16 protein-coding genes and 2 pseudogenes are annotated in these 14,562 nt (G+C 62.8%); 8 read left to right on the forward strand and 10 right to left on the reverse strand.

Annotated features, from left to right (window positions below):
* The first annotated feature begins 30 nt into the window (after window positions 1-30).
* Together QW881_RS20905 and QW881_RS20910 are read left to right on the forward strand one after the other, a co-directional pair.
* Window positions 31-2,388 carry an Orn/Lys/Arg decarboxylase N-terminal domain-containing protein gene (locus QW881_RS20905; protein ID WP_315756426.1) on the forward strand — a complete coding sequence of 786 codons (2,358 nt, stop codon included), beginning with the start codon at window positions 31-33 and terminating at the stop codon, window positions 2,386-2,388.
* A gap of 71 nt (window positions 2,389-2,459) precedes the next feature.
* A pseudogene (locus QW881_RS20910) lies at window positions 2,460-2,636 on the forward strand (N-acetyltransferase family protein); the annotation flags it as partial.
* Window positions 2,637-2,644: 8 nt separating this feature from the next.
* On the opposite strand, the gene QW881_RS20915 reads toward QW881_RS20910, so the two are convergent.
* The 3 genes from QW881_RS20915 to QW881_RS20925 form a co-directional block, all read right to left on the reverse strand.
* Window positions 2,645-2,857 (reverse strand): hypothetical protein, encoded by a 213-nt coding sequence (locus tag QW881_RS20915; RefSeq protein WP_315756427.1) that lies wholly within the window; start codon window positions 2,855-2,857, stop codon window positions 2,645-2,647.
* A gap of 269 nt (window positions 2,858-3,126) precedes the next feature.
* On the reverse strand, window positions 3,127-3,255 hold the full coding sequence (locus QW881_RS20920; protein ID WP_315756428.1) for a hypothetical protein: 129 nt from the start codon (window positions 3,253-3,255) through the stop codon (window positions 3,127-3,129).
* 33 nt (window positions 3,256-3,288) lie between these two features.
* Window positions 3,289-4,338 carry a hydroxyacid dehydrogenase gene (locus tag QW881_RS20925; RefSeq protein WP_315756429.1) on the reverse strand — a complete coding sequence of 350 codons (1,050 nt, stop codon included), beginning with the start codon at window positions 4,336-4,338 and terminating at the stop codon, window positions 3,289-3,291.
* Between the two features lie 158 nt (window positions 4,339-4,496).
* On the opposite strand from QW881_RS20925, the gene QW881_RS20930 reads away from it, so the two are divergent.
* The 3 genes from QW881_RS20930 to QW881_RS20940 all read left to right on the forward strand — a co-directional run bounded on the left by QW881_RS20930 (window position 4,497) and on the right by QW881_RS20940 (window position 6,128).
* Entirely contained in the window at window positions 4,497-5,048 is a 552-nt protein-coding gene (locus QW881_RS20930; RefSeq protein WP_315756430.1) for a thiamine pyrophosphate-binding protein, read from the forward strand.
* Window positions 5,045-5,644 (forward strand): thiamine pyrophosphate-dependent enzyme, encoded by a 600-nt coding sequence (locus QW881_RS20935; RefSeq protein ID WP_315756431.1) that lies wholly within the window; start codon window positions 5,045-5,047, stop codon window positions 5,642-5,644. Before QW881_RS20930 ends, QW881_RS20935 begins: the two co-directional genes overlap by 4 nt.
* Window positions 5,645-5,774: 130 nt before the next feature.
* Window positions 5,775-6,128 (forward strand): VanZ family protein, encoded by a 354-nt coding sequence (locus QW881_RS20940; RefSeq protein ID WP_315739787.1) that lies wholly within the window; start codon window positions 5,775-5,777, stop codon window positions 6,126-6,128.
* A 52-nt stretch (window positions 6,129-6,180) separates the two neighbouring features.
* Here QW881_RS20940 and QW881_RS20945 read toward each other — a convergent pair whose 3' ends face one another.
* On the reverse strand, window positions 6,181-6,570 hold the full coding sequence (locus tag QW881_RS20945) for a DUF1236 domain-containing protein (protein WP_315718467.1): 390 nt from the start codon (window positions 6,568-6,570) through the stop codon (window positions 6,181-6,183).
* A 27-nt stretch (window positions 6,571-6,597) separates the two neighbouring features.
* Here QW881_RS20945 and QW881_RS20950 point away from each other — a divergent pair, with 27 nt between their 5' ends.
* The gene (locus QW881_RS20950) at window positions 6,598-6,966 is read left to right on the forward strand and encodes a hypothetical protein (RefSeq protein WP_315756432.1); all 369 of its coding nucleotides are present in this window, start codon (window positions 6,598-6,600) and stop codon (window positions 6,964-6,966) included.
* A 465-nt stretch (window positions 6,967-7,431) separates the two neighbouring features.
* On the opposite strand, the gene QW881_RS20955 is transcribed toward QW881_RS20950, so the two are convergent.
* The gene (locus QW881_RS20955) at window positions 7,432-7,839 is read right to left on the reverse strand and encodes a hypothetical protein (protein WP_315756433.1); all 408 of its coding nucleotides are present in this window, start codon (window positions 7,837-7,839) and stop codon (window positions 7,432-7,434) included.
* 590 nt (window positions 7,840-8,429) lie between these two features.
* Here QW881_RS20955 and QW881_RS20960 point away from each other — a divergent pair.
* Window positions 8,430-9,833: a TAXI family TRAP transporter solute-binding subunit gene (locus QW881_RS20960; protein WP_315756434.1), complete on the forward strand. Its 1,404-nt coding sequence runs from the start codon at window positions 8,430-8,432 to the stop codon at window positions 9,831-9,833.
* Window positions 9,834-10,005: 172 nt separating this feature from the next.
* Here the strand turns inward: QW881_RS20960 and arr are convergent, their stop codons facing one another.
* The 4 genes from arr to QW881_RS20980 form a co-directional block, all read right to left on the reverse strand.
* Window positions 10,006-10,419 (reverse strand): NAD(+)--rifampin ADP-ribosyltransferase, encoded by a 414-nt coding sequence (gene arr / locus QW881_RS20965; RefSeq protein WP_315756435.1) that lies wholly within the window; start codon window positions 10,417-10,419, stop codon window positions 10,006-10,008.
* Window positions 10,420-10,541: 122 nt separating this feature from the next.
* Window positions 10,542-11,174: a glutathione S-transferase family protein gene (locus QW881_RS20970; protein ID WP_315756436.1), complete on the reverse strand. Its 633-nt coding sequence runs from the start codon at window positions 11,172-11,174 to the stop codon at window positions 10,542-10,544.
* A 359-nt stretch (window positions 11,175-11,533) separates the two neighbouring features.
* Window positions 11,534-11,761, reverse strand: coding sequence for a hypothetical protein (locus QW881_RS20975; protein WP_315756437.1), 228 nt, complete (start codon window positions 11,759-11,761; stop codon window positions 11,534-11,536).
* 172 nt (window positions 11,762-11,933) lie between these two features.
* A complete protein-coding gene (locus QW881_RS20980; protein WP_315756438.1) occupies window positions 11,934-12,368 on the reverse strand; it encodes a hypothetical protein in 435 nt (144 codons plus the stop codon).
* 356 nt (window positions 12,369-12,724) lie between these two features.
* Here QW881_RS20980 and coaA point away from each other — a divergent pair.
* Window positions 12,725-13,656 (forward strand): annotated as a pseudogene (gene coaA / locus QW881_RS20985) (type I pantothenate kinase).
* A gap of 100 nt (window positions 13,657-13,756) precedes the next feature.
* On the opposite strand, the gene hyi reads toward coaA, so the two are convergent.
* The gene (gene hyi / locus QW881_RS20990; protein ID WP_315756439.1) at window positions 13,757-14,548 is read right to left on the reverse strand and encodes a hydroxypyruvate isomerase; all 792 of its coding nucleotides are present in this window, start codon (window positions 14,546-14,548) and stop codon (window positions 13,757-13,759) included.
* Window positions 14,549-14,562 lie beyond the last annotated feature (14 nt).

Below are 14,562 nucleotides of genomic sequence, written 5' to 3' on the forward strand. Positions count from 1 at the left end.
GTGGCTGCCCACCCAGCCCGAAAGACTCTCATGGAATACTTCCGCCGCTTCACCTTCCTGTTCGCCGCGCCGGTCTTCGATACCGACGATCTCGCCGGCGTCCGCTTCAACCAGATCATCGAAGAGATCCAGCGCTCGGGCTTCGAGGTGGTGCGCGCCCGCAAGCTGGAGGACGCCGAGATCGCCGTGCAGACGGATGCCGCGATCGGCTGCATGGTCGTCGATTGGGGCAAGAAGGGCCTGGAAGGCAAGACGGCGTCGCTGATCAACCTGATGCGCCGTCGCGGACTGGACTTCCCGATCATCCTCCTGATCCGCCGCAAGCGGTTCGAGGATCTGCCGGTCGAGGTGCTCGATTTCATCGACGGCTACGTGTTCCTGTCGGAAGAGACTCCAGCCTTCATCGCCAAGAACCTGGTCAGCCGGCTGAAGCAATATGCCGAGACACTGAAGACGCCATTCTTCGGCGCGCTGGTCGACTACGCCGAGGAAGGCAACCAGCTCTGGACCTGCCCCGGGCACAATGGCGGCGTGTTCTATAGCCGCAGCCCGATCGGCCGGGTCTTCGTCGAGCATCTCGGCGAGGCCGTGTTCCGCGACGATCTCGACAATTCCGTGCTCGATCTCGGCGATCTCCTGACCCATGAGGGGCCGGCGCTGCGCGCGCAGAAGGAAGCCGCGCAGATCTTCGGCGCCGAGAAGACCTATTTCGTCCTCAACGGTACCTCGACCTCCAACAAGGTCGTGCTCGGGGCCCTGGTCACCGACGGCGACCTCGTGCTGTTCGATCGCAACAACCACAAGGCCGCTCATCACGGCGCGCTGCTGATTTCGGGCGGCGTCCCGATCTACGTCCCAACGGTTCGCAACCCCTGGGGCCTGATCGGCCCGATGCGCTGGGATCTGCTGGACGAAGAGCATCTGCGACAGCAGATCCGCGACAACCCGCTGGTCAAGGACCCCGACGCCTGGCGCAAGGAGCGGCCGTTCCGCGTCGCGGTGGTCGAGGAGTGCACCTATGACGGCACGATCCACAGCGCCGAGATGATCCTGAAGCGGATCGGGCATCTCTGCGACTACATCATGTTCGACGAGGCCTGGGCGGGCTTCATGAAATTCCACCCGCTCTACACCGGCCGCTTCGCCATGGGCCTCGGCGACCTCGGACCCGACGCCCCCGGCATCATCGCCACGCAATCGACCCACAAGCAGCTCGCGAGCTTCTCCCAGGCCTCGCAGATCCACGTCAAGGACCGCCACATCAAGGGCCAGCGGCGGCGGGTCGAGCATCGCCGCTTCAACGAAAGCTTCATGCAGCACGCCTCGACATCGCCGTTCTATCCGCTGTTCGCGTCGCTGGACGTCGGCGCGCAGATGATGAAGGGCCGCTCCGGCGAGGTGCTGTGGGACGACACGATCCGGCTCGGAATCGAATTGCGCAAGAAGATCAGGGCGATGCGCCGGGAATTCGAGGAGAAGGAGAAGGATCCGGCGCGGCGCTGGTTCTTCGAGCCGTTCGTGCCGGACCGGGTGTCGATCCCCGATGCGGCCAATCCCGGGGCTAGCCATGACGTGGCCTGGGAGGCGATCTCGACCGACCAGCTCGCAACCGATACCGCGCTGTGGCAGCTCGCGCCGGGCGCGGCATGGCACGGCTTTCCGGATCTCACCCCCGGCTTCGCGATGACCGATCCGAACAAGCTGACCCTGCTGACCCCGGGCTTCGATCGCGCCACCGGCGGCTATGCCGATCACGGCATCCCGGCTCCGATCGTCGCGCAATATCTGCGCGAGAACCGCATCGTGGCGGAGAAGAACGATCTCAACTCGCTGCTGTTCCTGCTGACGCCGGGGGTCGAGGCGAGCAAGGCGGGAACCCTGATCAGTGGCCTGGTCGCCTTCAAGCGGCTCCACGATGACAACGTGCTGCTGGAGGACGCCATTCCGGAGTTCACCCGCAAGCGCTTTGCGCGTTACGGCAAGCTGCGGCTGCGCGACCTCTGCGCCGAGATGCACCGCTTCTACCGCGAAGCCGAGGTGAGCGCGCTGCAGGCAAAGCAGTTCCAGCCGCAGCACATGCCGGAGATCGCGATGTCACCACGCGAGGCGGCGCGTGCGCTGATGCGCAACGAGGTCGACTACCTGCCGATCGATCGGATCGCCGGGCGCATTGCGACGACGCCGTTCGTGGTCTATCCGCCAGGCATCGCCACCATCGTTCCGGGCGAGCGGCTATCCGACCGCGCCCAGCCGATGATCGATTACCTCAAGATGTTCGAGCGGGCATTCAACACCTATCCCGGCTTCGACGTCGAGATCCAGGGGCTGTACAAGGAGCTCGACGAAGCTGGCCGGATCCGGCTCCATACCTATGTCTGCGCAGAGTAATTCGAACGATGGACAGCGCGATCACGGCTCGCGACACCGAGCCGCCGGTCCTCGTCAGGCCGTCACGCGACGGCTATATCGACGCCGATAACGTCGCCTCGCTCGGCATTCATGAGCGCTTCGGGTTCGTCAGGGTGGGGCTGCTGCCGGGAGTAGCCTACCGTTACGGCCGCTGGTGCGACACCGTGATGGTGCAGCGCTCGCTTGGCCCCGGGGCCAGCGACGCACCGGCTGGGCTGGGCCGCTGAGCCGCAGGTCAGGACGGAAAGTCGGCCGCCTTCACCTCAATGCGGTCGGCATGCAGCGACCAGTCGCGCACCTCCTGCTGTTCGCAGAACCTGGACTTTGCGATTTCCGCGGCTTCGCCTTCGCTGTCGGCCTCAACCTCCAACGTGCTCTGGCAAATCTCGCACTGGCGGCCATTCTCGCCCAGCACGTCCTTCATGAAATGGATGACATAGCGCGACATGCAACCTCCTGCCTCTCACGCAGTGCTCGAAGGTGATGTTACCGCGCTTCTCCTCCCGCTGTTCACCGATATCAAGCGGCCGATGCAAATATTTGACGCAGCGGTGGAACCGGCGCTCAGGCGCCCACCGAAGGCAGGCTCGCGGCGGCGATCGCGACGAACTCCGAGACGGCGCGACGGACGCGGCCGTGGGTCGACTTCAGGATGGCGTTCAACCGGCGCATCGGACCAATTTCCCTTCCGCGCCGAGCGAAAAACGTGGCCTAAGCTCATGGCGCCCCTGGAAAAATGATCAGCCACCACTGGGCTGTCGAGACGGCTCCGAAAATAGCAATGTCCGCTTCGCCGAAGCCGCCCTGGAGAGAAGATTTATTGCTGCATCGCAGCTTGCGACGCATGAAATCTTCTCCCCGCAATCTCTTCTCTCCTGGCTACGAGGGCGTCACTCCGAACGCCTCGCGGAAACGAGCGCTGTAGCGCGGCCAGGCCTCGGGATTGATCAGGCGCGGCGGCCGGCCGCCGTCGAGCGCGACGAGCAGTTGCTCGGCCGCGATCCGGCCCATGTTCTGCCGCGCCTCCCGCGTCACGCCGGCGGTGTGCGGGCTCGCCAGCACGTTGTCGAGCTGCAGCAGCGGATGGTCCGGCGGCGGCGGCTCCTTGGCCCAGACGTCGAGCCCGGCGCCGGCGATGCGCTTTTCGCTGAGCGCGGCGAACAGCGCCTCCTCGTCATGGATGAAGCCGCGGGCGGTGGTGACGAAATAGGCGCTAGGCTGCATCAGCGCGAACTCGTGGGCACCGATCATGCCGCGGCTTTCCTTCGTCAGCGGGCAGTTGATCGAGACGAAATCTGAGCTCCGCATCAGGTCATGGAGTTCCACCTTCTCCGCGCCGCGTGCGGCGATCTCATCGGACGACAGATATGGGTCATAGGCCAGCACCGTCATGCCGAGGATGCCGCGGCACAGCTCGGCCACCCGGCGGCCGACATTGCCAAGCCCGACGATGCCGATCGTCCGCCCCTGCACCTCGTTGCCGATCAAATCGTTGCGGTTGACGTCACGCTCCCGGCGCAGCCGGCGGTCGGACTGGATGATGCGCTTCGACAGGGTCAGCATCATGCCGAGCGTGTGCTCCGCCACCGAATGGGCGTTGCCGCCGGACTGGTTCACGACGAGGACGCCGGCCTCGGTGCAGGCGTCGACGTCGACCGGGTCGTATCCGGCCCCGTTGCTGGACACGACGAGGAGGTTTGGGGCGCGGCGCAGCAGGTCTGCATCGACGTGGAAGCGCGGCGCGAGCTCGTCGCGGGCCGCCCCGATCTGGTAGGCGTGAGCCGCCGCGAGGATCGGCGCCGTCTCGGCCTCGGAGCTCTCGTTCTCCAGCCGGTCGAGCCGGACGTCGGGGCGCGCGGCGAGCAGCTCACTGAAGATCGGGTGGGCCAGGTATTTGACGTAGAAGACGCGCTTGGAATTCGCGACCATGAACAGCCGACCTCCTGGTTTCTTGGTTCTTGATTTCGGACTTGAAAGGCGGATGCCTGACCGGCCGGGCCGGCATGTTGACAATCGTTCCGGTGCCGTCAAGCTCAGCGCCAAGCCCCGTGCGCCGGGCCCCATCAGGAACGACCGGAGGAACAGCAATGGCCGCCGATGCCGATGCGGCGCGATCAGCAACCGCTGTGCCGAATTGGCACGAGATCGTGCTGCAGACGTTGAAGCACAACGCCGTCGACCTCATCCCCTACGTTCCCGACCGGGTGCTGACGCCGCTGATCCAGAACCTGCACGACGATCCGTTCTTCACGGCCTTTGCGACTGCGCGCGAGGAGGAAGCGGTCGGCATTCTCGCCGGCGCCTGGATGGGCGGCCGGCGCGGCGCGCTGTTGATGCAGACCTCGGGCTTCGCCACGCTCGCCAACGTGCTGGCCTCGCTGATCGTGCCCTGCCAGATCCCGCTGATCATGATCGTGTCCGAGCGCGGCACGCTGGGCGAGTTCAATGTCGGCCAGTCGCTGGTGTGCCGAACCATGCGGCCGGTGCTCGATGCGCTGGCCATGGAGCACCACACCATGACGCGGCTCGACGAGCTCGAATTCGTCGTCGACCGCTCGATCAAGCAGGCGGTGGCGACCCAGGCGCCGGTGGCGCTCATCCTGTCGCCTTTGCTCACCGGCGGAAAGGTGTTCGCATGAGCGCCCCTCACAGCAACACCAAGATCATGAACCGCTACGACCTCACCTGCCGTCTGGTCGCGAAGCTCAAGCACGAGGAAGCCGTCATCGGCGGCATCGGCAACACCAATTTCGACCTGTGGGCCGCCGACCAGCGGCCGCAGAATTTCTACATGCTCGGCAGCATGGGGCTTGCCTGCCCGATCGCGCTCGGCGTCGCCCTGGCGCAGCCGCAGCGCCGGGTGTTCGCGCTCGAGGGCGACGGCTCGCTGCTGATGCAGCTCGGCTGCCTCACCACGATTGCGACGCTGGCGCCGAAAAATTTGGCCATCATCGTCATGGACAACGGCATCTACCAGATCACCGGCAGCCAGCCGACCTCGGCCCGGCAGGCCGACATTGTCGCCATTGCCGCCGGCTGCGGCATCGGCGCCAGCCATTGGGCCGCAGACGAGGAAGATTTCGAACGCTTGATCGCTCTTGCGCTCGAGTCGCCCGGCCCGGTGCTGATTGCGGCGAAGATCGACGACAAGCCCGGTGTGGGCGCCACCAGGCGCGATCCGGCACAGATCCGCGAGCGCTTCATGCAGGGTCTGGGAGTCCGGCAGCCGATCTGAGGCGCCGGACGAAAGCTGTTCGCGGTACGATGAGAAGGCCATGTTCCGGCTTCCGAGCCACGTTAACTAAACCGGTGCCTCAAGCGACCGTGACCCCGGTTCGTGGCCCGGAACGTGCTAAGCAGCGTCCATGATGATCGTCATTCGCCTCTCGGCCTGGCTGCTCGCCGCAGCCGTTGCCTTCGCAACGCTGGGCCCGCCCAACTATAGGCCACATTCGCACCTGGGACAGGACGGCGAACACGCCCTCGCCTTCATCCTGATCGGCCTTGCCTTCGGCCTCGCCTATCGCAGTCATCGGCTGCTGACCACCGGGATTGCGGTGATCCTGATCGGTGCACTCGAACTCTCGCAGTTCCTGGCGCCGGGACGCCACGCGCGGCTGGAAGACTTCATCGTCGACGCCGCGGCCGCCTGCCTCGGATTCGGCCTGTCCGCGGCCATCGACTGGCTCATCCGACAGATCCGCACGCAGACCGCATGACGAGAGGCCCCGTCGCTGATGCGACGAGGCCCCTGTCCGTCAGAACGTCAGATCACTCGATGATCTTGATGACGCGGCGCGTGCGCGGATCGACGATCACGCGGCGATCGTTCACGACGGCGTAGCGATACTCGGTGTAGCGCGGCACCGGACGCAGCTCGACGGTGGCGGGCAGCGGCTCGCCGACCACGACGCGCTCATGGACGACCACCGACGGCGCGCGCTCGGCCTCGATCGAGTTGATCACCGCGTTCGGAATTTCCAGGCCCGCACCGACGGCGGCGCCGACCGTGCCACCCACCATGGCGCCGACCGGACCGGCAACGGCGCCGCCGGCCGCAGCGCCATTGGCAGCACCTTCGACGGTCGTGGACTGTGCGAACGCAGCGGTCGACGCCAGCAGCGAGGTGGCGATCAGCGAAACGGCAAGACGGGTTCTCATCATTGTCTCTCCTCCAGTGCTTTCGAGATGCCGATCAACACCAAGGGATCGCCTGCAGTTCCGGTTCCAAATGGCCGAAACTTCATCATGCCACCGGAACCAAACCTCGAACTCTTCACCATCGTCGGAGATGATGGAGAGATTGCTCAGTCGCTATCCACGTTTCAAACAACCACGCGCACGTTCGCACTCTCGCGGCGGATCACGCCCGAGTCCTGCGATCGACCGCCCTTCGATGAATCGAGAGGGCGCAGGGAATGCCGGGTGAAGGCCTCACCCATGGCCCGCCTGCGAAAAGAATGCAGGCGGCAGGAACCACAGGTTCAGCCGATCAACCGGCATTCCCTGCGCGGCGGTCTTAACGCTTCCTTCGAGCTCTCCTCGGGGACCGGCTGATTGACCCCGTCGCCCGCGCGAGGGCATGAGCCCTCGTCGCGCGCTTGACCTCGGCACCGGGAGGCCAGGACCACACGACTTCGCGTCCGTGCTGCGTCGTTCGTCCACATGCGCGTAAGCGCATGCTGCGACACCTCACGGCCACCGCATCCCTGCCTCACGTGTCGTGACGATCGCGCGCAACGCCCCTCTCGGCGAGACAGGATGGGTGCATCATGCATGATTTCTGTAAAAAAGAAACATCTATTCTCACTTCCTCAACGGCGATCGATGACATCTGATTGAGCAAGTTAGCGATTTTCGAATCGATTCAAGGACACACCTTCGGCGATCCGACCGCGAAATGGGACGGCGCATGCCAAGTCCCATCAGTGATTTGCCCGACGAGCACGAAAGAAGGCCGCGACACGAGCTCAACTCTGACGTTTCCAAAGACGTTGAAATCAATGACGACAGCAGACACAGCTACTGCTGCTTTGTCTTACGCACATCGTTCCTGATTTTTGTCACGATGGCAGACACTTTATCATGAAACTCCTTCTCCAAAGCCTTCATCTCCACTGGAGCAAAGGACTTTCCATGACTTGAATATGTATCGAAGACAACTTGTCTGTTTCTGCTGCATCCTACGAGTGCCCCTTGCTCAATCGTGTCGATAGGATCTTCGGACGTTTGAGCCAACCGCCGAGCAGTGCCCTCGAGACAGAAGGAATAGGCGCGCACAGCTTGCTCTTCGAACGCCTTATCTGGATCCGTCTTCAAGAGCTGCTCCGTCCGGTGCTGCAGTTCGACGATCCAGGGGATCTCCTTGAAGAATGATCCTACGGCCTCGTCAACGTAGGACCGCTCATCTGCGCGGTGCGCGCTATCCAATGCGCTCTGCCGACAGGCCTAAAACAGGTCATTAACAATGTCAGTTCTTGCACCGTCCTCCGCGCGGTTCAGTCTGTCTGGACCATTTGCGATGACGAAGCGGCGCAAAGTCGCGGGCAGTTCGTGCTTCACGCAGTCGTGGAAATATTGCAGCTCGTCAGCGGCCGTCGCCCGGTGCGGGTGGAGAAGCCCGAGACCCATGACCAAGATGCGTAGAATCATAAGGCACGGCTGAGATGATCGGCTGGGCTTCATTCCAACTCCTCTATCAAGCTCCAATCATATTGACCGCAGATTGATAAGCCATGAAATGATCGCTTCGAAAGACGCGCGATGGTCATGTCTGCTTGCGGCCCGAGGCGGCGGACCTTCCGACTGGACGCAAGAAACGTCTGTTCTCTGAGAGCACCGTTGCGGGGGCTTCATCCACAGCTTGCTGGTCCATGGCGCACCGGACATTTGCACATCGAAGAGGTCGACCCCAAGTTCCCTGTACCCGATCCAGCCGACGGAACATTCCGGGTTGACACCGGTTCGCCCAAGTTCCAGTGCGCTTGGAGCCGACACGCGTTTTCTCAAGGGGTCCGCTGATGTCATCGTCCGATGTGGTCAGGAGTGCTCACGGCCGCCGTCAACGAAGGCTGCTGATCGTGTTGGCCTTGGGATTTGTCGCCTTTGGCGCCGCTGCGGCCGGCCTGTTCTACGTCTTGCAACCCGAGACTCTCCGGATCGCCGTCGGACCGGCGGCGAGCGACGACCACAAGGTGGTCCAGGCGATGGCCGACGCCTTCGGTGAGGAAAGCAGGACCGTCCGGCTCTCCCCGATCACGACCGGCGGAGCGGCTGAATCCCTGGCCCTGCTGGCCGCCGACAGAACCGATCTGGCGGTCGGCCGCGGTGACCTCGGCATGCCGCCCGACGCGCAAACGCTGGCGGTCCTGCGCAAGAACTATGTCGTGCTGTGGTCGCCCTCCGGGCGACGCGGCAGCGAGCCCAAGCAGAAGGCCGGCGGCAAGATCGGAGATATCGCCCATCTGGCAGGTCACAAGGTCGGCATCATCGGGAGGACCGGAGCAAACGTCGCTGTGCTCCAGACCATTCTGGAGGGGTCCGGCGTGCAACCCGATAAGGTTGCCACGGCTCAATTCGGGACAGACGAGATCGAGAAGCTTGCGCAAGACCCCACCCTCGATGCGTATCTCGCCGTCGGTCCGCTCGACAGCAAGATCACGGTGGACGCCATCACCGCGACCTCCCGAGCCCGCGGAGCTCCGACGTTTCTTCCGATCGAAGCATCGGAGGCCATTGCCCTGAAGCATCCGCGCTACGAGGCCGAGGAAATTCCAGCCAGCGTCTTCAACGCGAAACCGGCCTGGCCGGAGGACAAGGTCGACACGATCAGCGTCAATCACCTGATCCTGGCCAAGAAGGAGCTTTCCGAAGCCAAGGCGGCGGCCTTCTACCGGCAGCTTTTCGCGGTCCGCGACACGATCACGCAAGGCCTCGCCGGCGCTTCGCACATCATGAAGCCCGATACCGAGAAGGAGACCGAGCCTTCCGTACATCGAGGCGCCGCGGCGGTGATCAACGGCACGGAGCGAACCTTTCTGGACAAGTACAGCGACTATTTCTGGTTCGCCTTGCTCGTACTTTCCGGCATCGGTTCGGCCGCCGAATGGCTGCGCCGCTATCTGAACCGGGATGAACTGGAGGACGACACCAGCGGCCGCAACCGCATTCTTGCGGTGGTTTCGGAGGTGCGCAATGCCGGCTCAGAACACGATCTGCTGACCTGGCAACGAGAGGTCGACGGGATCATCGCCGAGACACTCAAGGGCTATGACGATGGAGCCATAGAACCAGAGGACTTGGCGGCATTCGGCTTGGTCCTCGAACTCTTCAACCATGCCGTCGCCGAAAGGCGAGCGACGCTGCAGAGCGGCGCCCCCGATCAATCATGGACGACAGGTCCAACCCTCGCCTCTCGGCGATAGGCTCGGCTCATGAGGAGGAGATTTCGTGCGTCGACACCAGTTCGAACGGACCTTGCCACCAGACTTTCTCCATGTTCTGGACGGAGGAAGCCGGCGTGGCGAGCGCGTAGCCGCGTCCGCAAACAGCCATCGGGCGCGACAGATCGACGCCATTGCGATGCCGCCGCGCCGTTCAGTCGATGATGCCTGGCCCTTCGGTCATTGCGCGCGCAACGCCCTCCTTCATCTGCCTCACCACATCCGGCGCGTGCCCCTGCCAATGAACGACCTCGGCAATGACGCGCAGCGGCGCGCGGGATCGATGAGACCGCGTCGGATTTCCCGGGAACTTCTTGTCCGTCAGGTTCGGGTCGTCAACGAACGGACCTGTGGGCTCGACGACGTAGATCCGTCCCCGTCCGTCACCGGTAGCCAACTCGGCGCCCCAGATCGCGGCATCCAGCGTCGCCGTGAAGTAGACCCACGACAGCGGCTCCGCCTCGGTGAAATTGGAGGCATATCCGACCGCGATCATGTCGCCCGGCCGCAAATCGGCTCGCGTGCCGTGAAAGAAGGATTGTGCAAACACGGTCGCAACAGATGACATCGGTGACCTCGGATGGCGTCTTCAGCGGCCGTCATATGTCGCGGCGCGGCGTCGAATGCAAATGATCGTTTCGTCGGTTGAAGACTCTGTCGGCGAGCTACCCGCCTCTCTCGTCCCGCCACTTAGCTGGTCCACCAGCGCCGCGTGGCCTGGCACGTCTCCAGGGCCCGCTGGTAGCCGGCACGGGCGCGCAGCCGCGTCATGTAGGCTTGCACACGATCATCGAACACGACACCGACGTTCTTCCGCGCCATTTCGAGCGCGTAGCCCACGGAAATGTCCGCTGCGGTGAACGCGTCGCCAGCCATGTAGGGCGCGTGCGCCAGTTGCCGCGTCACCAGGCTCAACCGGGTCGTGAACACGTTCATCGCCTGACGCGCGCTCCAGTTGTTGCGCTCGCTTTCAGGCGCAAGGTGCCGGGCTCCCGAAACGAAATAAAGCGAGGCTGCGAGGCCGGCCTCACCGAGGTGGAGAAACTGCTGATAGGCAGGAGAAGCAACATCATGTGCCGCGGGCGCCAGCGCTGTCGGCCCATACCGCCCCAGGATGTACTCCATGATCGCAACGGACTCGACCATCGTGACATCGCCATCGCGGATCGCCGGAATGAATCCGGCGGGATTGATCGCCAGGAACTCGGCGTCGTTCTCGACCCCGGCCAGGAGGTCCACGTCCCGAAGCCGGTATGGGAGTTCCATCTCTTCCAGCAGCCATACGACACGGAAGCCTCTGCCCTCTCCGAACACCGTGATCATCGTTCGCAACCTCCTCCGTTGTCCGCTCCCAGGACGGCCCTCCGTTCGTCAACCCGACATGCGGCCGGAGATTTTCTCAGCGGCTCCTCGAACTCCGGCTTGGCGCAGCACATCGTGATCAGACTCGAAGATGAAAAGACGCACTAAAGATGTCGGCGGCTAGCCATCCCAAACCGTCCAAACAGGTGGGAGCACAGCCCGCTTTCAGGTCTGAAGCAGAAGCAGGCGACCAAGGCCCTCAATGGCTGCATTTGACCCGAAGCGGACCTCCGCACTCAGTCTGCCGCCGACACTTTCACTCTCTTCAGGACTGCACGCGCGAGCGTTTGACTTCATCGCAAGTCGCAGGCAAAGAGGGCTTAGCCGTGATCGTGCAAGCCCGTGTCTAAGACCGTGAAGGTTGCATTCTTGCCGAGCCGTTTACGCCGAAGCCTTGCCAGCCCGCGCTCCACGCAATAGCGGATGACCGGAGGTAGCTTTTTGCGATTGAGCACCAGCACCCCACTGTGAGGAGCCCGACGCTCGGCGTTGACGGTGCGCAAAAACTCCATTGCACGCATATATTTTTTTTGCTTGTCCTTGCTCATCCTGCTTTCTCGATTGGAAGTACCCAGGGGTTGGGAACCAACATCAATTAACGAGACTCTGGTACACCTCTCAGGTGGAGTAAACGACATCTCTTTCTTGTCTGATGTTGGCCCTCAGTAGGCGAACGAAGCCACCGTCGACACGCCGGCCGCACATGATATTCGCCACAGATCAACTTGGCGGCTGCTCCAGCCGCGACCGATGCTTGGCTAGAATAGTACGAACGAAGGGCGTAGCCCAAAACTGCTGCTCTGGGTCGTCAGGGTCCTCAGCATCGAGCACAGACCAATACCAGACAGAATGAGCATGGAGATCAATGTTCTGGTCGAGGATCTCGAGGACGCGTTGCCATCGTGAGTCAGGATCGGGGCGGTCCTCGAACAACTGAAGGTCCTCGAACGACTGAAGGATGGTCTCCATCAGCGTGAAGCGCTCGTCGTCGCTCAGGTCCCCACTCTCGTATGCAGAAAGGAATTCGTCTATCCGCGCCGCATCTGCCACTTCCCACTGCCAATCTTGCATAGAAGGATCGTTCGGGAAACCAAACCGTCGGCACAAGGCGTCAACAGCCTCACGCGTAGGGTATCGCCGGAGGTTCTGATACATGGAAAATCCATCTCGATCGGGCAGATCTCACTGAGGTTTCGCCGCCGACCATGTCCGGTCTACACCTAGGTGCTCGTCAGCGCGAGATGTAAGACGACTTCCGGTTATGGCCCATCGCGAACTGTGGGACAGGCAGCGAAGATGTCCGCTCTCGAGTAAGTGGCCGGAGCACTGAAAGGCGGCTCCTGACCCGGAGCCGACTTCACCACACCGCCTTCGATGCGCATCTATAGGTTGACGTGTCTCAGCGTGACTTAATAGGGTCGTGGTTCGGATGGCCGATAAGAGATGTCAATTTTCTAGATTTGTCCCGGAGATATGATGGGATGCATCGGGGCCGCCGTGAAGGGACGAGAATGACCCATGCCGACGACCTGTCCGCCTATGTGACCTTCGCCCGAAGCGATTGGGCAGCACTACGCTCCAACACATCGCCGACCCTCTCCGACGCCGACCTCTCGCTGCTCCGCGGTTTGAACGAGCCCATCACATCTGCCGAAGTCGCCGACTTCTACTTGCCGCTCACACGCCTGTTGAATCTGCATTTCTCGGCAGCGCGCAACCTCATGCACGTCAAGGCGGAGTTCCTCGGCCGGCCGGCGCGGGGGTCACCTTACATTATCGCGCTGGCAGGGAGTGTTGCGGTCGGCAAGAGCACCTTTGCCCGCGTGCTTTGTGCGCTTTTGGCCCGCTCGGCGGATCGGCCTCGCGTCGAGCTGGTCACGACTGACGGTTTCCTGCATTCCAACGGCGTTTTGGAGGAGCGTGGGCTCATGCGACGGAAGGGCTTTCCCGAGAGTTACAACCTCCCGCGGATGTTGCGCTTCCTCTCGGCTGCAAAGGCGGGCGAACATGAGCTAGAACTGCCCGTATATTCGCATCTGATTGGCGATATCGTGCCTTCGGAACGTCAGGTCGTCCAGCGAGCAGACATCCTGATTTTCGAGGGCCTCAACGTGCTGCATGCGCGCGGCACGGAGCCTGTGGTGGTCTCTGACTTCTTCGACTTTTCGATCTATCTTGACGCAGATGAGGTTGACATCCAATCGTGGTATGTCGAACGCTTTCTTGGCTTGCAGCGAACAGCTTCCGAAACCCCGCTTCATACTTTCACCACTACAGGGACCTTCCACCCAAAGACGCGCGCGAGGTTGCCGACAGGTTGTGGCGTGAGCATCATCGCGCCAATCTCCGAGAGAACATTCAACCCACGCGGATCCGGGCCGACGTTGTGCTGCGCAAGCGATCTGATCATTCGATTGGTGAAGTGTGGTTGCGGGAAACGTAGTTCCGCTTTTGGCCCAACGCGGACTTTTCAGCCGACGCTGGCGACGTCGGCTCGCAGACATTAACTGGAAAAGGCCGGTGAAGGGACCAAGGAATCAAGCTCAGCTCGCGGGAACGACCGCGCGGTCCGTCAGCCACCCTAAGCCCTCTCCCGTCGTCGTCCGCGGCTTGTACTCACAGCCGATCCAGCCGCGATAGCCGATCGCATCCAGATGCCGGAACAGGAACGCATAGTTGATCTCGCCGGTGCCGGGCTCGTGGCGGCCAGGATTGTCGGCGAGCTGGATGTGAGCGATGCGGGCGAGATGCTTCTGCATGGTGCGCGCGAGATCGCCCTCCATGATCTGCATGTGGTAGATGTCGTACTGGACGAACAGATTGTCGGACTCGACCTCCGAGATCAGCTGCAGCGCCTGGGCGGTGCGGTTGAGGACAAAGCCGGGAATGTCGAGCGTGTTGATCGGCTCGATCAGGAGCTTGATGCCCTGCGCCTTCAGTGCGGTCGCAGCGAAGCGCAGGTTGCGCACCAGCACCGCGTTGAGCTCGCGCGGGTCGGCATCATCGGGCGCGATGCCGACGAGGCAGTTGAGCTGACGGCAGTCGAGCGCCCGCGCGTATTCGATGGCGCGACGAACGCCATCGCGGAATTCGTCGACGCGATCCGGCAGGATCGCGATGCCGCGCTCGCCCGTGGCCCAATTGCCGGCGGGCAGATTGTGCAACACCTGCGTCAGCCCGTGGCGCGTCAGCTGCTCGCGCAGCTCCGCCTTGTCGAAATCGTACGGGAACAGATACTCGACGCCGCTGAAGCCAGCCGCCTTGGCGGCGGCAAAGCGGTCGACGAAAGGAAGCTCGTTGAAGAGCATCGTGAGATTCGCAGCAAAGCGCGGCATGTCATGGTCCTCGA

The organism is Bradyrhizobium sp. SZCCHNS3016, assembly GCF_032484535.1.
In the GTDB taxonomy this organism is placed as follows: Bacteria; Pseudomonadota; Alphaproteobacteria; order Rhizobiales; family Xanthobacteraceae; genus Bradyrhizobium.